At 70.0% G+C, this 21,482-nt stretch carries 22 protein-coding genes; 8 read left to right on the top strand and 14 right to left on the bottom strand.

Annotated elements, in window-relative coordinates; translation table 11 throughout:
• Nucleotides 1-127 precede the first annotated feature (127 nt).
• Complete coding sequence (locus D7231_RS24690; RefSeq protein ID WP_120757713.1) at nt 128-1,243, top strand: serine/threonine protein kinase; 1,116 nt, start codon at nt 128-130, stop codon at nt 1,241-1,243.
• Between the two features lie 30 nt (nt 1,244-1,273).
• On the opposite strand, the gene D7231_RS24685 is transcribed toward D7231_RS24690, so the two are convergent.
• Nucleotides 1,274-2,740, bottom strand: coding sequence for an MFS transporter (locus D7231_RS24685; RefSeq protein WP_158673819.1), 1,467 nt, complete (start codon nt 2,738-2,740; stop codon nt 1,274-1,276).
• A gap of 26 nt (nt 2,741-2,766) precedes the next feature.
• Nucleotides 2,767-4,182: an FAD-dependent monooxygenase gene (locus D7231_RS24680; protein ID WP_120757712.1), complete on the bottom strand. Its 1,416-nt coding sequence runs from the start codon at nt 4,180-4,182 to the stop codon at nt 2,767-2,769.
• A gap of 207 nt (nt 4,183-4,389) precedes the next feature.
• Here D7231_RS24680 and D7231_RS24675 point away from each other — a divergent pair, with 207 nt between their 5' ends.
• The gene (locus D7231_RS24675; protein ID WP_120757711.1) at nt 4,390-5,277 is read left to right on the top strand and encodes a tunnelling fold family protein; all 888 of its coding nucleotides are present in this window, start codon (nt 4,390-4,392) and stop codon (nt 5,275-5,277) included.
• Nucleotides 5,274-5,873: a hypothetical protein gene (locus D7231_RS24670; RefSeq protein ID WP_120757710.1), complete on the top strand. Its 600-nt coding sequence runs from the start codon at nt 5,274-5,276 to the stop codon at nt 5,871-5,873. Before D7231_RS24675 ends, D7231_RS24670 begins: the two co-directional genes overlap by 4 nt.
• Before the next feature lie 138 nt (nt 5,874-6,011).
• Here D7231_RS24670 and D7231_RS24665 read toward each other — a convergent pair whose 3' ends face one another.
• Together D7231_RS24665 and D7231_RS24660 are read right to left on the bottom strand one after the other, a co-directional pair.
• The gene (locus D7231_RS24665; RefSeq protein ID WP_241999903.1) at nt 6,012-7,712 is read right to left on the bottom strand and encodes an IucA/IucC family protein; all 1,701 of its coding nucleotides are present in this window, start codon (nt 7,710-7,712) and stop codon (nt 6,012-6,014) included.
• Nucleotides 7,709-8,914 carry an ATP-grasp domain-containing protein gene (locus tag D7231_RS24660; protein WP_120757709.1) on the bottom strand — a complete coding sequence of 402 codons (1,206 nt, stop codon included), beginning with the start codon at nt 8,912-8,914 and terminating at the stop codon, nt 7,709-7,711. Before D7231_RS24660 ends, D7231_RS24665 begins: the two co-directional genes overlap by 4 nt.
• Nucleotides 8,915-9,095: 181 nt before the next feature.
• Between D7231_RS24660 and D7231_RS24655 the strand changes: the two genes are divergently transcribed.
• From D7231_RS24655 to D7231_RS38165, 4 genes are all read left to right on the top strand, one after another.
• Nucleotides 9,096-9,518: a hypothetical protein gene (locus D7231_RS24655; protein ID WP_120757708.1), complete on the top strand. Its 423-nt coding sequence runs from the start codon at nt 9,096-9,098 to the stop codon at nt 9,516-9,518.
• Nucleotides 9,519-9,919: 401 nt separating this feature from the next.
• A complete protein-coding gene (locus tag D7231_RS24650; protein ID WP_120757707.1) occupies nt 9,920-10,798 on the top strand; it encodes a TauD/TfdA family dioxygenase in 879 nt (292 codons plus the stop codon).
• Between the two features lie 450 nt (nt 10,799-11,248).
• Nucleotides 11,249-11,725 carry a hypothetical protein gene (locus D7231_RS37795; RefSeq protein ID WP_324197004.1) on the top strand — a complete coding sequence of 159 codons (477 nt, stop codon included), beginning with the start codon at nt 11,249-11,251 and terminating at the stop codon, nt 11,723-11,725.
• A 13-nt stretch (nt 11,726-11,738) separates the two neighbouring features.
• Complete coding sequence (locus D7231_RS38165) at nt 11,739-12,185, top strand: hypothetical protein (RefSeq protein ID WP_277875639.1); 447 nt, start codon at nt 11,739-11,741, stop codon at nt 12,183-12,185.
• Nucleotides 12,186-12,428: 243 nt separating this feature from the next.
• On the opposite strand, the gene D7231_RS37785 is transcribed toward D7231_RS38165, so the two are convergent.
• The 6 genes from D7231_RS37785 to D7231_RS38560 all read right to left on the bottom strand — a co-directional run bounded on the left by D7231_RS37785 (nt 12,429) and on the right by D7231_RS38560 (nt 18,743).
• Nucleotides 12,429-12,734: an HIT family protein gene (locus D7231_RS37785; protein WP_422396757.1), complete on the bottom strand. Its 306-nt coding sequence runs from the start codon at nt 12,732-12,734 to the stop codon at nt 12,429-12,431.
• 119 nt (nt 12,735-12,853) lie between these two features.
• Entirely contained in the window at nt 12,854-13,123 is a 270-nt protein-coding gene (locus D7231_RS37780) for a glycosyltransferase family protein (protein WP_241999901.1), read from the bottom strand.
• A 42-nt stretch (nt 13,124-13,165) separates the two neighbouring features.
• On the bottom strand, nt 13,166-14,542 hold the full coding sequence (locus tag D7231_RS24635; RefSeq protein WP_120757705.1) for a glycosyltransferase: 1,377 nt from the start codon (nt 14,540-14,542) through the stop codon (nt 13,166-13,168).
• Nucleotides 14,543-14,856: 314 nt separating this feature from the next.
• On the bottom strand, nt 14,857-16,923 hold the full coding sequence (locus tag D7231_RS24630) for a hypothetical protein (RefSeq protein WP_120757704.1): 2,067 nt from the start codon (nt 16,921-16,923) through the stop codon (nt 14,857-14,859).
• A gap of 38 nt (nt 16,924-16,961) precedes the next feature.
• Entirely contained in the window at nt 16,962-18,050 is a 1,089-nt protein-coding gene (locus D7231_RS24625) for a decaprenyl-phosphate phosphoribosyltransferase (RefSeq protein WP_120757703.1), read from the bottom strand.
• 342 nt (nt 18,051-18,392) lie between these two features.
• Entirely contained in the window at nt 18,393-18,743 is a 351-nt protein-coding gene (locus D7231_RS38560) for a hypothetical protein (protein ID WP_422396755.1), read from the bottom strand.
• Between the two features lie 377 nt (nt 18,744-19,120).
• On the opposite strand from D7231_RS38560, the gene D7231_RS24610 reads away from it, so the two are divergent.
• Nucleotides 19,121-19,330, top strand: coding sequence for a helix-turn-helix domain-containing protein (locus tag D7231_RS24610; RefSeq protein ID WP_199739445.1), 210 nt, complete (start codon nt 19,121-19,123; stop codon nt 19,328-19,330).
• Nucleotides 19,331-19,374: 44 nt separating this feature from the next.
• On the opposite strand, the gene D7231_RS36595 is transcribed toward D7231_RS24610, so the two are convergent.
• From D7231_RS36595 to D7231_RS24595, 4 genes are all read right to left on the bottom strand, one after another.
• Nucleotides 19,375-19,542 (bottom strand): RICIN domain-containing protein, encoded by a 168-nt coding sequence (locus D7231_RS36595; protein WP_158673818.1) that lies wholly within the window; start codon nt 19,540-19,542, stop codon nt 19,375-19,377.
• Nucleotides 19,536-19,988 carry a hypothetical protein gene (locus D7231_RS24605; RefSeq protein WP_147449802.1) on the bottom strand — a complete coding sequence of 151 codons (453 nt, stop codon included), beginning with the start codon at nt 19,986-19,988 and terminating at the stop codon, nt 19,536-19,538. The genes D7231_RS36595 and D7231_RS24605 overlap by 7 nt, the downstream gene beginning before the upstream one ends.
• A 302-nt stretch (nt 19,989-20,290) precedes the next feature.
• The gene (locus D7231_RS24600) at nt 20,291-20,701 is read right to left on the bottom strand and encodes a VOC family protein (protein WP_120757701.1); all 411 of its coding nucleotides are present in this window, start codon (nt 20,699-20,701) and stop codon (nt 20,291-20,293) included.
• A 22-nt stretch (nt 20,702-20,723) separates the two neighbouring features.
• On the bottom strand, nt 20,724-21,434 hold the full coding sequence (locus tag D7231_RS24595; protein ID WP_120757700.1) for an NADPH-dependent F420 reductase: 711 nt from the start codon (nt 21,432-21,434) through the stop codon (nt 20,724-20,726).
• Nucleotides 21,435-21,482 lie beyond the last annotated feature (48 nt).

Raw genomic sequence — 21,482 nt, 5'->3', positions numbered from 1 at the left:
CCGCGCCGCTTCGTGAGCCCCGGCCTGCCCCCTCGTGATACGGCCGGGTGAACGCCAGACTGGCTCTCACCGCTTTCCCTCCTTTGAGGAGTGGGCTGCACAAGGCGTACACCAGGGGGGAGAGACGATGAAGGTCGTTTCCTGGAACGAGTGGGATCCGCTGAAGCACGTCGTCGTCGGCCGGGCGGACGGCACCATGGTGCAGGCGCCCGAGCCGGCTGTCGTCCGGGACTGGCCGGAAGACGGTTTTCCGCTCGGCACGTACGGGCCGCTGCCCGAGGGAATGACGGCGGCCGCCAACAAGCAGCTGGACGACTTCGCCCGCATCCTCGAAGGGCGCGGCATCCGGGTCGACCGGCCCCGGCCGCTGGATTTCAGCCGGCCGGTCGCCACCCCCGAGTGGTCGCAGAAGAGCATGTTCGGTGCCATGCCGGTCCGCGATGTCCTGGTGGTGATCGGGAATGAGCTGCTGGAGGCGACGATGTCGTTTCGCAGCCGCTGGTTCGAATACCTGGCCCACCGGCCGCTGATCGAGTCCTGGTTCCGCGCGGACCCGGGCATGCGCTGGGAGGCCGCCCCCAAGCCCCGACTGACCGAGGCGTCGTACCGGCCGGGTTTCTGGGACGAGTACGACGCTCTGCCGTACGAGCAGCGGATTGCCCGCGTCAGGGCCGGGGAGCTGGTGCTGACCGAGGCCGAACCGCTCTTCGACGCCGCCGACATCGCCCGCTGCGGCAGGGACCTGTTCGTCCAGCAGTCCCTCGCCACCAACGCGGCCGGGATCCGCTGGCTCCGGCAGCACCTGCCGGAGCACCGCGTGCACGGGGTGACGTTCGGGAACGAGCACCCCATGCACATCGACGCCACCTGGGTGCCGCTCCGCCCCGGTCTCGCCCTGCACTGCGCCGAGCGACCCGCCGAAGAAGATCTGCTGCGGTACTTCAGGGCCAACGACTGGCAGGTCGTCCAGGCCGCCGCTCCCGGGCGCACGAGCCCGCCGCCGCTGTCCGCGTGCAGCCGCTGGCTGTCGATGAACGTGCTGGTCCTGGCCCCCGGGACGGTCTGCGTGGAAGCGAGCGAGACCGCGCAGATGGAACAGCTCGACCGGCTGGGCTTCGAGGTCGTGCCCGTGCCGTTCTGGGACGTGGCCCCCTTCGGCGGCGGACTGCACTGCGCCACGCTCGACGTCCACCGCGAAGGCGTGCTGGAGGACTACTTCCCCAAGCGATCCGGCAGGTTCTGAAGGCGGAGGCCGGTGTCCGTGGCGCACGGACTAGGTGATGCGGTCACGTCCGCTCGTGTCGCCTGCTCGTCTGCTCGTCAGCGCGAAGGCCATAGCAACAGTGAGCAAACCCAGTAAAGCAAGGGCGAGTGGGGTGCCCTGTGGTGCGCCGAGCGCGTCGCAGGCCGATGTCCCGCAGGTCCGGGGAGGGTGCCCGACCAGGGCGAGTGCGGCTCCTGCCGCCGCCGGCCCCGTCGCGCCGCCGAGCATGGCGAACGTCGTCGCCGTCGCCGCCCCTCGCGCAGTGCCGTGGGGCGTGCGGCCGCGGCTGATCACGGTCATGGCGGCGCCGTTGGCCAGTCCCAGGCCGCTTCCCACGAAGGCGCACGCGCCGCTGACCAACCACAGGGGCATGGGGTGCCGCTGTCCGGAGCCGCTGATGAGCATGCCGGCCGCGACGCACAGGAGCCCGGTTCGCATGAGGGGTGCGCCGTCCCGGTGCTCACCGGTCCGCTTGACGGCCAGGCGCGCGGTGAGGACGGCGGGGGCCGCGGCGGGCAGTGCGACGAGCGCCGCCGAGAGCGGACTCAGACCGTATGCGCGGGTCAGAGTGAAGTACGTGAGGAAGGTGAAGGCGGAGTTCGCGCCGAAGAGTGCCGGCAGGACGAGCAGGGCTCGGCGCGTGACCGCCTGCCGCAGCAACCCGGCGTCCAGAGCACCCTGGGGGTGACGTCGCGTCCGGAGGACGAGAAGGCCGGTCAATGTCGCGGTCAGCAGCCCGGACGATGCCTGTACCGGTGCGGAAGCGGTGACCGTCGGAGCGGTCAGCGTGATCAGCGCGGCGACAGCGGCCCCCGTGCACAGGGCGATTCCGACGACGTCCACAGCCTGCCGGGGCGATGTCGGTGAGGGTCCGGGGCCGCCGAGCGCGTGAAGGGCGCAGCCCGCGCTGACGGTCGCGAGAAGGGTGAGGGCGCCGAAGGTCGCCCGCCAGCCCAGCAGGCTGGTGAGCAGGCCACCCAGTACCGGCCCGAGGCAGGCGGCCGCGGCGGCGGTGGAGACCCACCCCGCGACGGCATGCGGCTCGTTCTCCGTTCTCCTGCGCAGGGTGAGCAGCAGGGTGAGGCTGACGGGTGAGAGGGCGGCGCCGCCGGCGCCCTGGACCAGTCGGGCGGCGATGAGGACGGCGGTGGTGGTTGCCGCAGTCGCCAGCAGGCTTGCCGCGGCGAAGGTGACCAGGGCGACGAGCAGGATACGGCGGGCACCGTACCGATCGGCGAAGTGGCTCACCCCGAGTTGCAGAGGGCCGCAGGTGAGTTGATAGGCGGCGGCGAACCACTGGGTCTGGACTGGCTTCATCTCCAGGTCGGCCGCGACCGCGGGCACGGCCGCCGTGACGGAGGCGATGGCGAGCGCTCCGCAGAGCAGTGCCGCGTGGCAGGCGAAGGGGGCGAGACACGGTACGCGGCCGGGCGTCGCCGTCCGGGCCCGGGAGTCGTCCGGTGGGCCGGGACTCACAGATCCGGGATGCACAGATCCGGGACTCACAGATAGTGCCCGTCCGGAAGGACGATGCACGGCTGCCGGCCGGCCGCGGACCGGACGGTCACCATGGGCATCGTGATGCCGGGCGCTCGGGCATCCGGCGTGCCACGGGTGGAGGTCAGGTGCACATGACGGCCTGCTCTGAGGGCCTCGAACAGCCTGCCGGGGGCGGTGGTCGCCGCGGCCAGCAGCGGTACATCGGGGGCCGGCGCGCCGCTGCGGACGCATGTGCCGCGCCGTGCGGCGCTCCCCGGCAGGCCGGCCAGGCGAGCGGCGAGGCGTCGCCGGGGGAGGGGCGGGCGAAGGGCGGTGAGGACGACGGCGCGGAGTGCGTGCCCCCAGGGCGAGGGCAGCGCGTTGAAGTGGAGCATGGCGGCGGTGAGGCGCATGACGTGGGTGGCGGAGCGACGCCGTTCCTCGGCGTAGGCATCGAGCAGCACCTCGTGGCGGGGCTCGGTGACCGCCGCCGCGAGGCGCCATCCCAGGCTCATGGCGTCGGCCAGGCCGGTGTTGAGGCCCTGGCCGCCGGTGGGTGGGTGGACATGGGCGGCATCGCCCACCAGCACGACGCGGTGGCGCCGGTACCGGGCCGCGTGGCGGTGCTCGCAGCGATAGCGGCTGAGCCACTCGACCTCGTGCAGCGCGAGCTCGCGGCCCGCGATCCGGTACAGCAGCGCCTGGACCCGGGCCGCGTCGGGGGCGTCGGCCCGTGCGTCACCGGCCTCGGGGCGGCGGTAGGGGTAGAGGATGACGCGCCACCGTCCGTCGCCGAACGGCAGGAGCAGCACCATGCCGTCCGGCCCCCATCGGCTCCACGGCTGTTGCGGCTCGAAGTCGAGCCGTGCGTCGACCGAAATGACGTCGTAGGGGTGCACGGTGTGCGACGCGGCTATGCCCGACAGCCGGCGCACGGCACTCCGCGCGCCGTCGCACCCGGCGATGTAGTCGGCACGGATCCGCCGCACACCGCCCGCACGCCGGACGGTCAGCTCGGCGCCTTCCTCGTTCTGACTGATTCCGGTGACTTCCGCCCCGCGGGCGATGAGCGCGCCGTTCTTGAGGGCGTATTCCTCCAACAGCGCTGTGGTGCGGTGCTGAGGCAGTGCGAGCGCATAAGGAAAGGGGCTGTCCAGGGCGGCGAAATGCGCGACGGACCCTTCGGAACCCAGGGGGTAGTGCTGGTAGCGGTGCCCGTGGGCGAGAAAGGGTTCGGCGATTCCGCGCATGTCGAGGAATTCCAGGGTCCGGGAGTGCAGGACGAGTGCGCGGGTCGCCTGCGACAGCCGGGCATCCCGTTCGAGCACGACACAGCTGATTCCCCGAAGGCCCAGCTCCCCGGCCAATTGCAGACCGACGGGTCCGCCGCCGACCACGGCCACCTGAACCGCGTCGGGCAAGGGCGTGGCGTCGGCCATACAATGAATTCCTTTTGTGTGTCCTCCCGTTGACCGGTCCAGGCTGACATCCGCCACCGCACGTGTCCAGACCGGCTCGGAAAGGCCGATGGATTCACGAGCGGTAGGATTGTCCTACTTACATGTGACCCGTTGACCGACCGAGAGGCTCCTGCGAAGGTGACTCCGGCACGTTCGCGCTCTCGTCGTCCAGCCGAACGGAGAACGATGGGCCATTCCATCGGCGATCACGCCTACGGCGAATGCGGAATCGAATTCCTCCTCGTGGACCGGGCCGGCACCCGGCAGCGGGTACGCCGGTTCCGGGCAGACGTCCGCCTGCTGATGGACCACCCCGAGGTCTACAGGGACGGAGACAACACCCGTCTCATCCCCGTGAGTTCGATCAGCAACTCCGTGCTGGCGATCGGCGCCCAGCACGCGGCGTCGGAGCCCGAATCGTATGCGCTCGCGCTTGCCGAGCGCTTCCTCTCCGCGACGACGCGCGTCCGGACCGCCGATGTGCGCCTGACCTCCTCCGAGTTCTCCCCGCTCCTGTCCGACCCGCCGACAACCCCGGCCCAGCACTTCTCCGCCCCCGCCCGCCACCAGGATCACGTTCACCTCACGCTCCCGCGTCACGGCGAACCCGCCGTACGCAGCGGCCTGCTGAACATGGAACTCTTCGCGACCGGCGGCGCGACGTTCACGGGCTTCGCCCGCGACGCCTACACCACCACACAGGCCGTCACCGACCGGGTCTTCGGCGCCCGGATGAACGTGACCTGGCGGCACGCCGGGACGGGCACCGACCACCGCCAGTGCCGTGCCCGCGCCGAACAGGCCGTCGTCAAGGCCTTCGGCGAGCACACCAGCCGCTCCAGCCAGCACACCTTCCACCACTTGGGCGCCGCCGTGCTGGACGCCTGCCCGGAGGTCGCGGAGGTCCGCGTCGAGGGAGCCCACCTGACCCGCGGCCTGGTGGACCTGGCCCCGTTCGGAGTTGCCAACGAAAGCCGCGTCTACACCGCGACGGACCACCAGCAGAGCACCGTCACCGTCACCATTCACCGCACCGCACCCGAGAACCAGGGACCGAGGAAAGGGACCGTGTGAACACCACAGGACCGCGCAAACCCCACGGACTCGCCGCGGTGGTCGCCGTCATGGCGGCGACGCTCACGCCCACCGCCCAGACGGCGCATGCCGACGACCGGCCGACCGGCGCCCTCCTGACATGCGCCGGCACCGTCGCCGCCTCCTACGCACCGGGACTGACCTTCACGCCGAGAGCCACCTCCGTCACGTCCCGGGCAGTCGTCGGATGCCCTCTCTCGACGGACAGCAGGTTCACTTCCGCGACCTTCGGCGGAGACTCCACCGGCGCCTTGTCCTGCCTCCTGGGGCCCGCCGGCGGCACCCTCACCTTCCACTGGGGCAACGACGAGGGGGAGCGCAAGGGGAAGATGTCCCCCCACCACGGCGACCCCGGCGGCACGACGTCGACCGCCTCGATCCACAGCCTGGCAGCCGTACGGCCGAATGGAAACATCGTGACCGTGAGCACGGGGACCATCACCGACGGCGTTTTCAAGGGGGCGGCCGTCGTCACCGAGGTGACCCTGCTCGCCTCCCGGCAAGCCGCCTGTCTGACCCCTCAAGGCCTCACCTCCGCTTCCGGCCCCACCACGGTGACCATCACCCGGGTCTGAGCAGGAGCTCGTCCCGGAGCCCACCGGTCACCTCACGAGTCCCGCATCACCGGAACCGAGGAGGAGTTGCTGGTCAGCAGGTGGTCCGTCGTGTGTACCGCGGACTTGGACAACATGCTGTGGGCCGGGGGACGGTGGTCATGCCGTCCGCCCTGAATCGGTGGGGAGCAGGTAGTTGGGCCCGTCGACGTAGAACTTGTTGATGTCCACGGCCCCCGAGCGGTTCTTGCTGAACAGCGTTCCGGCGGTGACCATCGCCTTGATCGGCAGCCGGGGCGCCTTGAGCACCCGGGCGCGCAGCACCGCGGCCGGTCCCGCGGGAAGCCGGTCGACGGCTTCGGTGAGCCGGTCCCGGAGGAGCCCCAGCCAGGTGTCCAACGGGCCCCGGCCGCGTTCGGCCAGTTCGAAGGCGAGGGCAGCCGCACACAGATGAACGGTCACGGTCGTGAACAGGTCTGCCAGCGGGCCGTCGTCGGTGACGAGGACTCGGGGGTCGGTGAAGCCCAGCAGGCCGGCGGCTGCCGCCTCGCCGATCCGTGCGGCAAGGCACGCAGGGTGTACGCGTGGCCCGTCGTTGTCTTTGAGCAGCAGCCGCATCCGGGGGAGGCCGCCGTGGCCGTCGAGGACGATCGAGGTGTTCTGCTGGTGCGATTCCAGCGCGATGCCATAGGAGAAGAGGGTGGTGTGCCAGTCCAGCAGCAGCCGGAGGTAGGCGTCGAGCAGCGCGACCGCCGAGCCCTCATAGTGGCATTCGGCGAGCACGTCGACGACGGGACGGCCGTCGGGGCAGGTGGCCAGCAGGGCGGCGACCGGAACCACATGGGCGTCGTCGAGGCCGGGCGGGTAGCGGCGGACCAGCGCGGCGAGCAGTTCGTGGCCGGCGCCGAGGTGGGTGCGTTCATCGGTGAACAGCACGGCGTCGGCGAAGCGGGGCTCACGGGCCGCGATCTCCGCCACCAGTCGCTGCCCGCACTCGCCGCCGGGCAGGACACCCGGTTTGATGGTGCGCCGGTTGAGTAGTCCCAAGGTGGAGGTGGCCAGGGGAAGTTTGATGTGGACGCCGGGGTCGTCGACAACGGCGACGGTCCGCATGGACAGCGTGGGGACCACGGCCGGCCACGTCGTCTCGGCGAGCCGCGCGCTGCCGCCGAGGCCGGCGGCGGTGACGGCCTCGGCGAGGGGGCCCTCGGCGGTGAGCGGGTGGACGGGCAGCGCCAGGTACCCGTCGCCGGGCCGGGCCAGGCCGAGGGAGGCGGGGGCCGGCCACCAGTGCGGCAGCCGGGCCCGCCGTCCGAGGGTCAGCGCGTCACGCGGCAGAACGAGCCAGCGCAGGCCGAACACGGGCCGGAATTCCGGTGCGTATGCGAGGAGCTGACGCTCGTCGAGACCGTTGCGCACCCGACCGGTGGGGTAGACCGGATGGTCCCGGAAAGCGGCCAGCGCCTCGAATGCGAGGGAACCCCGCACCCCCGTCCACTCCTCCACGGGCCCGTGCTCCTCGGCCAGTCTCGCGACCACGCGCGACCGCTCCCGCCGCTGCAACCGGACCGTGGCCACAGCCTGGTCGCATTCGGCACGGAAGGCGTCGAAACCCGGTAGATCCCGCTCGGCCACGCCCTCGCGCAGCCGGTCCAGTACGGCGCCGAGGCCGGGGACCGGGCGAACCCGGATCTCGCACTGGAAGCCGTCGGGACGTACGGGAATGTCCGCCTCGGGAAGGACGAGCCAGTCGCCGTCGGGCCGTCGCTCGACGACCGCCCCGGGGCGCAGGTCATACGGGTCTTCCCGCAGCAGGGCGCCGAGGGCCCGGGCGAGGACTTCGTCCTCCTCCGCCGTCACACGATCTCCCAGCGATGGGCGGCGAGGAACGCTGCCACGACACGTCCGATCCGGTCCTGGTCGGGTCCGGTGGCCCGCATGACGCCGAGGTGGTCGCGGTCGGAGTGGTGAAGGGGGTGCTCCTCGCCGATCTTGCGCTGCGGTCGGTAGACCAGCCGTACCCCGTCCCGGTCCCACTCCACGGGCCCCGGTGCGGACGTGAGGGCTCCTGCGCGCTCGGCATGCACGGTCTCGATACGGAGCAGCCGCCCCGCTCGCCGTGCGCCGAGGTCGGCCGGGAGCGTGTGGCCGAGGTGGGTGCCGAGGATGTGCTCGAACAAGGGGATGTCGAGCGCCTCGGCGAGACCGAGGTCGGCCTGGTCGCCGGCGGAGCGGTAGTTGACTTCGATCACGCGGACCCGCTCGCCTTGGACCACGAACTCTGTGTGGCAGGCGCCGAACCCGACACCGAGGGCCTCGAGCCGTGCGACGACCTGCTCCACGTGCGTCCGGGGCGGCGCAGGCAGCAAATCCGCGCGCCGCAGGACGAAGTGCGGTGGCACGACATCCACTTCATGGAAGGAACCGAGGATGTGCAGGGCGCGTCCGTCCCCCAGGGTCTCCAGGGTGTGCAGCGGCCCCCGCAGGTAATCCTCGACGACCAAGGGCAGGCCGGGCCGCCGGGACCACACGTCCTGGCAGTGGCGGAGCAGTTCCGCGCGGTCCTCGACCAGCTCGGCGTCCTCACTGGCCACCCCTTCGCGGGGTTTGACCACACTTGGAAAGGGAGGCCGGACATCCTCCGCATCCCCGGGCCGGGTCAACTCCGCGCTCCATACGGTCTCCAGCCCCGCCTCGGCGAGGGCCCGCCGCATCTGCGCCTTGTTCTTGGTGAGCAGTGCGGCCCGCCAGCCCTTGCCCGGCAGGCCGAACCACTCGGCAGTGAGCGCCGCTTGCACCTGGAGGTGGTCACTGTTGGTGAACACGGCCTCCGGCCGGCGGTCGAGCGCCGCGATGCGGGCGATGACCTCGCGGAAGTCGCGTACCTCGCAGGGGACGATGTCGATCCGGGGCCACGCGTCCCCGCCGCGTCCCTCGTAGGCCCGTCGGTGTGCTTCGGGTGCGTCGGTGAGCAGCGTGACGTCAAGCCCCAGCCGGGCGGCAGCCGGGAGGTAACCCTCGATGACGGAGTCGGTTGGGGGCAGCGCCAGCAAATACAGCACGGGGGAACTGTAGAACCGGCGCCCGCCATGTCAATCCCTCTGCTCAGCCAAGTAGTTGGCCGGACGCGCGCCGCGCCGACCCGGTCCGTTCGCCCCGTAACCTCTGCCGCATCTCACCGTTAGGCGAACAGTATGAGGAGCAGATCATTCAGCTCCATATCCCGCTGCTCAAGGAGACCCCATGTCCGTACGGTCCTGGTTCGGTACCGCGGTCCTCGCCGCCGCCACGGTCCTGTCCTGCACGCAAGCCGCCTCGGCCCACGGGGAGCACGGCTCCCGCGAACCTCATACGACGCGCCTCTCCGCCCAGAACGCGAACGCCAACCTCTTCCCGCCCTCCATCGGCGCGAGGGCCTTTCTGTCCGACGCCGAGACCGGCAAGCCGCTCGGGGGCAAGCGTGTGGAGTTCACGACCCCCGACGGCAGCGAGATCTGCCGCGCCGTCACCAGCGCCGAGGGCGAAGCCGCGTGCATCGGACCTCTCCGCCTGGGTACGGCGAGCGCCGGCACTCTGACCAACGGCTACGTCGCCACCTTCCGAGGCGACGAGCAGTACGGGGCGTCGCACGCGTTCGGCACAGTGGGCCTGCTGGTCCGCCCCTGAGACGCCTGCCCTCATTCCAGCCTTCCCGTCTTCCCGGAGGAAGCACGCCCTCTCCCGGCGAGGGGCCGACGATGTCCCCCACCAGCGGAAGCAGCTGGCGGGCAAGCGGGTTGGCGGCCGCATCGCCCGCGAAGGCGTCGACTCCAGCGAACAGTTGGGGCGGCACTGTTCGGCGATCAGCGGACATCGCAAGGCCGGCGAGGAGTATCCTCTCTACCGGTCCGGCTGCGACCACCTCAGTGCCATCCCGACCACCGGGGCCGACGAGCATCGCACCGAACGCGCCGTGGCCGCCTTCCTCGCCATCCAGCGTTGGGAGATCACATGACCTCGCCCTGGCGTGTGTCTGGTCGATCTAACCGGCGGTGACAAAGGACCGAAAGACCGGAAGGAGCCCGCTGATGGACACACCGGTTGCGGCCGCGGGACCCTCCGCGTGGCAGGGCGCGACGCTGGAAGAACGGGACTGGCTGGTCCCGTTACACCCTCCGCTGCTCGCCCGGGCACCCGGGAGTGCCACCGGCGACGCGCCCTCAGGCCGGGATAGTGCCGATCCCGTGGCCCGGGCCGCGCAGTGCCTGAGCCATGGTCCCGGGCTGGCGGTGGTACGCGGCCTCGACCTTGACACGTTGACCGATGAAGAGTGCGTCGAGGTCTGCCGGCGGTTCATGGCACCGCTGGGCGACGTGCGCCCTGTGAACCCGGACCACCCGGGCGACAACCTGGTGACGGATGCGGCCCCCGCACCCGCGCCCCCGGCACGCGCGCACCACCCCGGGGAAGAGCTGACCCTGCACACCGACCGGGCGAAATTCCCCGGACCTCCACGGCTGGTGGGCATGCTGTGCATCCGCCCGGCGCGCCACGGCGGCGAATCGGTGCTGGTGAGCGGCCACGCCGTACACAACGAACTACTCAGGTCCCGACCGGATGTCCTGCCTGACCTCTACCAGGACTTCCACTTCGGCCGGGGGCCGGACTTCGAACACATCTACCCCGTCTTCCGGCGCAGCGCCGGTCGCCTGCGCGTGCAGTACAACCGATACTGGATCACCCGCGGCCAGCAAGAGCACGGAATCCCGCTGTCCACCGCTCAGGTTGCCGCTCTGGACGCCTTCGACGAGGCCCTGGCGCACCCTCGCATGGCCCTGCGCGTGCGGCTCCGCCGTGGTGACCTGCTGCTGGTGGACAACATGGCCGTCCTGCACGGCAGGACTTCATTCACCGACCCGCCCCCACCGCACGCCGGCCGCTGCCTGGTGCGGGTGTGGGCCGACTGATCCGTTCTTCAACTCCCAGTGTCGAATGCGTCTCGAACCAGGCCGCATTACCTGGACGTTCGTCGGACGTTGAGGCGACCTCCGCCCGCGGCGGCCAAGCCGACGCCGTGGAGTTTCACAGGAACAGGGCGGCGCGTAATGCCTCGCCCCTCCTCGGTGCCTGGGAATTGTGGTCAAATATCACGCCCGCATCAGCAGCGATGCGAGAGTGACAGCTGCTTCGCAGGACTCGGCGGTCTTCTCGTAGCGGGTTGCGATGCCGCACCATTGACTCCGGAGTCGTATCCCTTGTCGCCGATGACGTGGGCGGGCCGAGTCCGGGGGCGCCCACGTCATCGGCGGGGTATGCGGATCGCGTTCGTCACTTAGGTGAACTGGGTGCAGTCGTTGACGCCGTGTGCGCGGGCCGCTTCACGTACGCCGTCACGTTCTTCCTGAGCGGTTGATGCCGTGACCACTGTGATCGTCGGATCGCGTGCCAGCCGTCTGGCCAGGGCGCAGGTGCGGGAGTGGCTGGGCCCTGTGCGCGTGAGATCCCCCCACGTGAAGTTCACTCAGCGGATCATCCTCGAAGGCGGTGACGAGGACCGCCAGACCACTACGCTCGCTGCCGTCGCCGAGACAGGCGGCGGCAGCGCCTTCTCTACCAACCAGGAATCGGCCCTCCTGGAGGGCGCGGTCGACGTCATCGTGCACTCCCTCAAGGACCTGCCGACCTCCATGCCCGAGGGCCTGGCACTCCTGACCACCCCGGCCCGGCGGCAGGGCGCACGCGACGCCCTGTGCTGCAATTCCCTCGCCGATCTGCGCAAGGGGGCGCGAGTGGGCACTGGGGCGCCACGCCGGATCGGCCAGCTCCTGGCCCTTCGACCCGATCTTGAGATGGAGCCGATCCGCCCCACGGCTCGGAAGGCTCCGGGGCGCTGACGCCCTCGATGCCGTGGTCCTCGCCGCGGCCGGCCTGAACCGTCTCGGCCTCAGTAATGCCATAAGCGAGCACCTGCCCCTCGACACCTTCCCTCCGTCTCCCGGACAGGGCGCCCTGGGCGTCGAGGTCCGTGAGGGCAGCGAGGCTGCCAGGCTCCTTGCGGACACCGGCAACCACGTCCTCGACGCGGAGGTAAGAGCCGAGCGGGCCTTGCTCGCCGTGCTCCACGGCGGCTGCTCCGTCCCCATCGGGGCGTACAGCAATGCCCACCGCGACGGCACCCTGACCCTCTCCGCTCAGGTTTCCGCCGTGGACGGCAGCCGACACGTCACCGCCAACGCCTCCGGCTCGGTGCGTGACCCCGAGAAGCTCGGCTGTCGGGTCGCCGAGGAGCTCCTCGACCAGGGCGCGGAGGTGATCCTCTCCGCAGTCCGCCAGAGGCCGCCGGCGGCCCCGTAGGAGTCGACCACAGCCCCACCGCCCCGGGATCACCGGGCGCATGCCAGTCCGGGAGCGGGGGCGCCTGAAGCACTTGCTGCGCGAGCAGGGATCACCTGGCGCAGCGCAAGCTACGGGGGAGGGGGATCTTCTCTATGAGTACTTGTTCTGGTTACTAACAAGAATCCCTGATGCTCCTACGCCCGGTGCTCCGACGACTGGCGAACCGACGGCTGATAACCCGTCTTCGGTGCCCGACGAGGGCTAGGCCGATTCGAGCTGATGTCCGTACGTCACGTGAATGTGCAGGTGCTCCGACTCCTGATAGCTGCCCAGGTTGGCCGTCACACGCGCAGCGCCATGTTCCTCCTGCACCCTGGCCGCCACGTCCCGGGCGACCGTGAGCACCTTCAGGAGCAGCGCATCACCGCCTTCGCCGAGGTCGACGAGCGAGGGCGTGTGCTGCTTAGGCATAACCACAATGTGCACCGGGTGCGAGGGGTGCGTGTGCTCGAACGCCAGCACCGCATCGGTCTCCGCCACCACCGTGACGGGCGTACGGCCGCTCAGGGCCTCGTCGCAGTAGAAGTCGCTCCCGGGCGGCGCCCCGCCCTCGCCCTGGACCGCTCCGGCCGCGACGGGGGCGGCGGAGAGAGCGGCATCAGTCCGCCGCGAGGGGTGAAGCCGGCTTAGGTGTGGAGATCTGTAAGGGGCTGGTACTTGTCCTGCCAGCCGCGGGCCGCGAAGTAGGTCTCCAGGTCGTGGTCGTGGGTGAAGGAGTGGCGGACCTGGCGGCCGGCCTCGCCGGGGGCGATGACGATCGCGATCTCGCGCTCTCCGGCGGCCACGCATTCGGCGACCGCGTAGGCGAGTACCTGCCTGTCGAGGACCGGCAGCATGCACTTGTTGATCGTTTTGCCGATGTTTTGAATGGTCGCGAGGAGGGTCCGGCCGAGCAAAAAGAGAAGTGTGGCTCGTCCGGCTGACCGGTAGCTCCACCACTAGGATCGTGCGTGGCGGCGGGGCGAGTCGCCGTGGGCCCGCCGTGGGGCCGTAGACGCCCCGCTTGTAACGGGCGCCTCCACCGCACGTTCGGTCTTGGTCCAGTTCCTGCGCCGGGTGACGATCTGCCACAAGGCACGCCAACTGGCCGCGAATCCGAGGTACATGCACACCATGACGGCGGGAGACCAGCAGACCGCCTTCCAGACGGGCAGGTCGTCGGTGCGACGCCAGTAGAGCAGCGTCGAAACCAGGTAGGCGGTGAAGGGCAGCGACTGCCAGGCCAGGACGTTCAGCCACACTGCTCCGGGCACGAGGCGGGGCATTCCGGCGCTGTCCCCGTACAACGCACGCACGACCGCGTAGTGCTGGAGGATCGAGGCGGGCAGGGTGACGAGGTACGGGGTGAGCAGGTAGCCGGTGAGCTCGACGCGGCCCGGGAGGCCGACGGCGGGCCGGGTCCAGAGTTCCGGCAGGCGTCTGATGGCGCTCATGTGGCCGTGGTACCAGCGGGTGCGCTGGCGCAGCAGGCGGCGTGGGCTGGTCAGTCCCTGCTGGGAGACGAAGGCCGTGGTGGTGGAGGTGACTGCCCAGCCCCGGGCCGCGAGGCTGATGCCCAGGTCGAGGTCCTCGGTCAGGGAGTCCGACCAGGGGTACGACCCGATGCTGTCGAGAGCGGAGAGCCGGCTGAACTGGCCGTTGCCGCCCATGCTCACCGTACCGGTGGCCATCCGGCCGAACTGGGTCAGCGCGCTCAGGGTCCAGAACTCGAGGTCCTGCAACCGCAGTGCCCAGCGATCTCTGTCCCGGATGCGCACCGCCAGCTGGGCCCCGCCCACCGTCGGGTCCGCGAATCGCCGCGTCACCCGGCTCGCGGCACCCGGTGTCATCCGGCCGTCGGCGTCCAGCACACAGACCAGTACCCGACTCGCGTCCAGGCCGTCCCTGCTGGCGTGCTCGCGCACCGTGCGCAGCCCGGCGTTCAGGGCGGCGCCCTTGCCCTGCCGCGCGGCGGGCAGCGCCCTGCGGACCAGGGTGACACGGTCACCGCCGACGGCACGCACGATGCGGGCGGTGGTGTCGTCACTGCCGTCATCGACGACGACGATGCGTACCCCCGGCTGTCCTTCGAGCAGGCAGCGCAACGTGTTGGCGATGACGCGCTCCTCGTTCAGGCAGGGAACGAGGACGAAGAGGCTCCAGCCGGCGGGAAGTGCTACGGACCGCTCGTGCGCCAGCCTCAGCTGCCCGCGCAGTGAGCCGTCGGCGCGGCGGGCGAGGGCGATGCCCAGGGCGAGGAGCGAGATGTTGTAGACGCCCGTGAATACGGCGAGCACGACGGCAACGTACTGGGTGATCGTGTCCAGTGCGGCCACGGGTGCCTCCCTGTGGGCGCCGCCCGGCCTCGGCGTGTGACCTCGCGGGTGGCACCACCTTTTGGTGCTCCGGCCCGATCTTTGGGCTACCCGGGTGAGGCGCCGGATCCACCCCACTGCCGGCTCGGGGTGGTGCGCGGACGCCACCTACGCACTCGGCCGCACTCCGGCGCACGATGCGCGCCCCGGGCACAGCGGTCTTGATCGGTACTGGGGCCGGCGCGAAGCGCATGGGCCCGGCCGCTGGTCATCACCACCGGGCAGCACGGCCCGGTGGTCCGCCCTCCGGGTACGGGGCTGCGGCACCCGTCCGGTCATGTTCCGGTCGCCTCTACCTGTCCACCGGGCAGGGGGAGCACCTTGCTCGGCCGACGACTGGCTCCGGCAGCGGGGAAGCTGCCGAGCTCGTACAGGTCCGCACCAAAGATCCGCTGATCGGGCTGGTTCACGACACGAAAGTGCGTGGAATCGTTGAGCACCGCCGAAGCCAGTTGCCGGGCAAAGCCGCTGTTGTCAAGGAGGACGTAGCGCGCTCGCGCTGCGTGCATCTGCTGTGCAAGTTCGTCCACGGTCGTCGGGTTCCCCAGGACGGCGGTGCGGCGCTGGAGCCGTGAGCCGATCAGTGGATGCACGAAGGGCTGTACGTGGCTCTGAAGCAGTGCGATGACGGAGCCATCAGGGATCTTTGCCAGCGCGTCGTAGCCGAACCAGGGCCAGATCTTGGCAGCGGCATCAGGGTGTTCAGCCAGATCGATGACCGTAGGCAAGGGGGTGAATGGCTGGCCGTCGGGGCCATGCACGGTCCGGTCCTGCTGTGTGGTGATCGGCAACGCCGACTGTCCCCACCAGGACGAAAGCGCCAGGATTCCAGCCGCGGACGCTCTGACACCTATGGCCAGCAGTCGTGGCAGACATCTACCGGCACGGAGTCGCGACAGACGGGTAAGAGCGTAGGCGGCCAGCGGTAGGAGCGTGCCGACGCTGGTCAGGACATACCGCCCCCACCACGAAGCGGGGCTGACAACCATCCCCAGCACCGCGGCAAAGCCGAGAACGCGCCCGGGGCCGCGCCGCTGCGGGCTGCGCAACCAGAGGACCAGGCCGGCCAGAGCGCCCGGCAGGATCAGCAGCAGCCATGCGGGCCCCAGACCGCCGAGGCGGATGTCGTAGCCGACGTAGTGGGTCCGTAGGCCGTCTGCCCATGAGGTCCAGGACTGCGAGAGCTTTCCGGCGCCGCGGAGCGCCGCCGGCACGTTGTGGCCGATCACAAGCTCTTCCACCGAACCGCGGCCCGGAAATCCCAGCAGGCTCACTGGGTAGAAGGGGCTTCCGTACGCGATCCAGGTCCGCAGATACCACCACGAGCCGACCGCCAGCACGGGCAGGGCACATGCGACAACGGCTCTCCTGGGGAGACCTCTCCGGAGGGCCCTGCGGTCCTGCAGCCGCAGGAGCTGGGGGAGAATCACGAGCGCGACCAAAGGCAGGATGATGAGGTTGCTGGTTTTGGAGCCGATCGCGAGTCCGGTTGCCACCCCGGTCGCTGCCGTGCGCACCAGAATTTGCCTTCGTGGCCTCGCCGCCAGTGCGGCCTCGTTCAGTCCGGCCGCCAGGCTGAGCGCCCCCAGAGCGAGTGATGCGGAACTGGCGTCCACATAAAGGGTGTTGGCTTGCGCGAACACCGCAGGAGTGAGCAGGAACGTGCAACCGGCCAGGAGGGCATGGCTTCGGAGAGCGCCCAGTCGGCGGGCCAGCGACAGGACGCTGAACCCGCCGAGCAGGTAGCAGGGCAACTGTGCCAGCGGGGCGTACTGGACGGAGTGCAGGTAGACCGACGGCCAGGCCGCGACGAGTTCGACACCCATCGGATAGGTGTCGGCCCAGAGATTCTCAGGGGTGTGCACGAGCCGACCGGCCTGGACCCACTTGTCGGGCCCGACCAAGTGGTACATCAGTCCGTCGTAGTCTGCGGCGGGCAGGTGCAGCGAGAGCCAGGCCCGCAGCCCGTACACCGCTGCCACGACCAGGAACACCAGTGCTGTCACGGGGTGACGCCAGGTGTGACGTACGGTGAAGCTCATGCAAGCGCGGAGCAGCCGGAGGTTGGCCCGCACCCGGCACGGCATCCCGGGTCGGCCCGGGGCCGGTGCCAGGCCCCAGCACAGCACCGCGTACACCGCAGCCCCCACCGTGAGGGGGACTGGACGATAGCTGCCGAGCAGGCCGCCGACGCCGAGGCTGACGAGAGTGAAGCCGGCGAGCGCACCGGCGATGAGCAGCACCGGAAGATCATGAGTGCGTACGGGGGCCTTCGCTCCGAGGACGGCGCAGGCGCCGAGACCGACGAAGACGATGCTCATCGCCAGCAGCCACGCGTTCACAGTTCTCTCCTCCGGGGTTCAGCAGTGGCCGGGGTGCGTCACACCCCGGCCACCGCACAGCCGTAGAGTGCCGCCCAGATCAAACCGATCACCATCAGCGGCCGGTCACCGAGGACCACATCCTCCGGGGACCCGGCGGTCGCGCGGTCGGTGAACACCGCGTAACGGAGCACGGACAGGACAAACGGAACGATCGACAGCTGGCGCCACGGGAGAGTGGCGGCGGGGGCTGGACGCGCGAACGTGGAACCGTCCAGTGCCCACAGGCAGTAGCCCGCCAGAGTCAGGCCGGCCGCGAGCTGCCAGACGAAGCGCAGATAGCCGGCGGTGTAGGTGGCGAGCAAGGCGCGGGTGGCCCCTCCTTGATCCTGTGTCAGCCTGCTCTCGGAGTAACGCTTTGACGCGACGATGAAGAGAGCCCCGAACCCCGCCGTGATCAGGAACCAGCGCGAGATCGGGATACCGATGGCCAGACCACCGATCATGGCGCGCATCAGGAATCCAGCGGCCACCAGCACGAGGTCGACCACCAGCTGGTGCTTGAGGACTGTGCAGTAGGCGACCTGCAGTGTGAGGTACACGCCGATAACCACCGTGGTCGGCGCATTGCAGAACTCCGCTGCCCCTGCCATCACTGTGGTGGCGAGCAGCGCACTCGTGGCGCACGCCACCGGCGGCCTCACGATTCCGGACGCGATGGGACGGTGGCGTTTGCGCGGGTGGGCGCGGTCGGCCTCGATGTCCATCACGTCGTTGAGAAGGTAGACGGCTACGGCGGCACCGGTGAACAGTGCAAAGACAATCCCCAGTTGTCCGGCTTCCACCGGGGAGCCGAGCCGCCCTGCGGCCACCGGCGCCGCAAGCACCAAGGCGTTCTTCACCCACTGGCGAGGCCGGGCGGCACGCAGAAGGCCTGCGGCCGGCTGGAGACGGGGACGTGAGACGGGCGCCCGGTCGACGGCCTGCGCTTGCAGTGGCTCAGGCGTCGGCTCGACGGGCTGGTCAGGGATTGCCGGCAGATTCAGCAGGTTCTCAGAACCCGTTGTTCCATCGAGCGGTTCGTCCGGCGGTCGAACGGGAATACCCGGTGTTGCTTCGATCGGGTGATCTTCCGGAGGCCTGGACATGAGGACAGAACCTCCTGAACAGCACGTGGGGGCGAAGCCGACCAAGCAACAGGAGGCCGATTCTCGCAGTCGCCCGCGCTGGTGTCTGCGGAGTCCAACTCGGCGGCCCTATCGTGTGATCGCCTCGCTCGCGCGAACGGCAACGCCGAGCGGTGCCGCGGCTGCCGCGCCGACGTCGCCCCAAGGGGGAGCGGCGTCGCGGGCCCGCCTGCCGTACGAGCCGATTGCCGCAGGTCAGGGCGGATCGGTGCCCCGGCTTGTAACGTTCGTGGATGTACATGACTCTGACTCGGTGAGCCCCGAACGGGGCTCGGGGCCCTTCCGGGCCCCTGCACCGCGGCGCTACTTGCTCCGCAACTTCCCCAGTGGGTCGGGGTCTTCTTCCCGTGCGGTGGCCACAGCCTGCCAGCTGGTGTCCTCGGGGTGGAGGGCGCTGCGCAGGAAGGCGGTGATGAGGTGCTGGATCAGGGCGACACGGGCAGGGCTCTCGTCGGTCGTCTCGGCGACCTCGTATCCCGGGATGCCGCCGAGCGAGTGCTCGGCCTCGAACAGCGTGAGGAGGCTCTTGTTTCCCGGGCTGTAGGTGTACGGGTCGGTGAACCAGTCCGGTCCGCGCGTGGACAAGTGGGACTGGTCGTTGTCCCCGGCGACGATGAGGGCCGGTGCGGTCATGGTGTCGAAGGACGGTTTCATGAACGGGAGGTTCTCGGCGGCGAACGGCGTCAGGTCGTCGCCCCAGGCCGGCCAGGTCGATCTTCCCGAAGCGCGCCGGGATCGTGTCGATGCCGATCCCGGCGATGATCACCGCGCCACTGACCCGTGGGCCGGCCTGCAAGGCGATCTCGGCGGCCAGCCAGCCGCCGAAGGAGTTGCCGATCACGGTCACCGCGGCGAGGTCGAGCCGGTCGAGCAGCGCGCCGTACGCCTGGGCGAGGGCGGTGACACCGGTCAGGCCCGGGGCCTTGGGGGGTGCCGGAGGCTGCCGGCCGGGACGGGGGTGCTCATTGTCGTATCCCTCCGTGCACTCGAGAAGATAAGGAACTTTTTCGTTCGGCTCGTTGGCCGCCCGTATGGCCGACCGCGGACTGATCGAGAGGATCCCCGGCCCGGGCCGCGCCGTACGCCACCGGCTCACCGACGAAGGCGCCCGGCTGCGCACCGAGGGCCAGGTGATCATGAAATCGATCCTCAGAGAGTCGTTCCACGGCCTGGCCCAAGCCGAGCTCGACAAGCTGGGAGCGCTGCTGAACAAGGCGCTCGGCCCCGACCCGGTCGGCTGAGCGGTCCCGGCGAATGAGCGACCCCGACGCAGACCGCTGCGGCATCAGGCTTCCGGCACCCAGATCTGGCGCTCGCTGGTCGAGCACTTCTCGACCGTGACCTGCCCGATGCTCCCGTCCGGAGCGGTGAGGCACAGGTGCGTGGCCTCGTTGCGCAGCCGGACGTGGCCGTTCGGGTCGGTCTCGGCCCGGTACCGATCGGGAACTACCACCACAACTGTGCGTCGACATCGGCGCAGGGCTGGGCGCGCAGGTCGTCCATACGGCCGGTGGCGGCCAGGCACAGAGATCCCCACAGCGCGTTGCGCCAGCGCACCGGCCCGCTGTCAAGGTCCGTATCCGTGTCCGATGCGCCGTCTTCGTCGCGTAGCGCGGCCGGCTCTTCGGGAGCCCACTGGGCCGCGGGATTGCCGCAGTCCATCGTGGAGATCTTGAATCCGTCGAACGGGTTGGCTCCCGGGCACTGATCGTCGTCGGCCGCCGCCGCCCTGCGGCCGGCGGGATCGGGCTGGGCGCCGTTGGTCAGGGCGAAGGCTTGCGCTTGCGGGTCCGCGACGCGCCGACCGGGCGTGAATAGCAGGTCCCGGTGAGATCCCGTACTCGCGAAAACAGGCGTCGGCACATCGGGGAACGACCGTCCATAACCCAGCACGGGCACCCTCGTCCCCATCCCGGCACGGGAAGAACAAAGGTTCCGACTCCGCCCGGACCCTCAAGATCCGACACCCTTACGGTGAGCCGGACCTCGCGCCCGGCCCCTGCCTGGATGCCGATGAACAGCTCACGGCCCGCACGCCGGTCCACCTGGCCACTGCGGTGACCGGCCCGGTCGCCGTTGGTGAACGTCGCGAACGCCCAGCCGCTGGTCACAAGCACAAGGGCCCAAAGGTCATCAGAGACCCATCGTTGCGACAGACCAATACCGGTGAGGAGAGATCGGCCGCACCGACCTGACGGGGGTCAGTGGGCGCTGTGGATGCAGAAAGGCTGGTCTGAGGGGTCGAGGAGGACGGTCCAGTGCTTTCCTCCGGGCTGGTGGCCGGGCTTGGTGGCGCCCATCTCCAGCAACTGCTTCTCGGCCGCTTGGGCGTCGTCGAAGACGAGGTCCATGTGGAAGGGCAGCTCCTGCTCCGGCCAGTCGGGAGCGGTGAAGGAGGGGGAGGTGTAGAAGAGGTACATCGCCCCGTTCACGTGGAAGGCGAAGGCGACCTCGTTCCCCTCCTCGTTCGGGAAGGCCTGCGTGACCTTCGTACCCAGGGCGGTGGCGTAGAACTCGGCGAGCTTCCTGCCGTCACGGGCCCACATGGCCTGGCACATGATCTTGCCGGACAGGGGTGCGGTATGGGGGTGGGGGTGGGTGTGGCTGGTCATGGGGGAGTTTCCTTTCGCGGGGTCAGCGGATGACTTTGATGCCGAAGTGGGTGCCGAAGCCCAGGGCGAAGCCGATGGCGGAGTGCATGTGGGCGTACATCTCCATGCCGCGGGCAGCGACCAGGGGGCCGAGGTCGAGGATGTCGCTCCAGCCGTAGGCGGTGAGCAGGTCGGTGACGGCCTGCTTGGCGTCGGCGTTCTCGCCGGCGACGAACATGGTGTGTTCGCCGCCACCGATGGACTTCGGGTCGACGACGGTGGCCTGCTCCTGGGTGACGAAGGCCTTGACGACCTTCGTGTCCGGCAGCGCGCGCTGGATCTGCTCGGCGAGGCTGTCGCTGTCGCACGGGTCGAGCGTGGGCATCACGCCCCAGGGGGTGGGCCAGGGGTGCTCGATCTCGGGGTTGTAGATGAACGGCACCGCGTAGTCGACGAGCGTCTTGCCCGCCAGCTGCTCGGCGGCGGCCGAGAGGGCGGCCACCGCGTTGCGACCGTCGATGCCGTTGATGACCAGCTCCGCCCGGTCGGCGGCGTCCGCGAAGGTGTGCAGCGCGATGCCGGGGTGCCCGGCGAGCCAGGATCCGAACGGCGGGGTGCCCATCATGTCGGGCTCGGTGCGCGCGAGGGTGGCTTCCGGGTCGCGGGTGCCGACGTGGACCTCGTGCCCGAGCCCGGCGAGCTTGGCGATGTGGGCGCGGGCACCGCCACCGGTACCGAGAACAGCAATTTTCATGGGAAACCTCCCGTTTTGTTCTTGCAGACGCTTCCACACTAGGAGGAC

It is taken from the genome of Streptomyces klenkii (assembly GCF_003626645.1).
GTDB lineage: Bacteria > Actinomycetota > Actinomycetes > Streptomycetales > Streptomycetaceae > Streptomyces > Streptomyces klenkii.
This window is presented reverse-complemented; position numbering and strand designations above follow the sequence as displayed.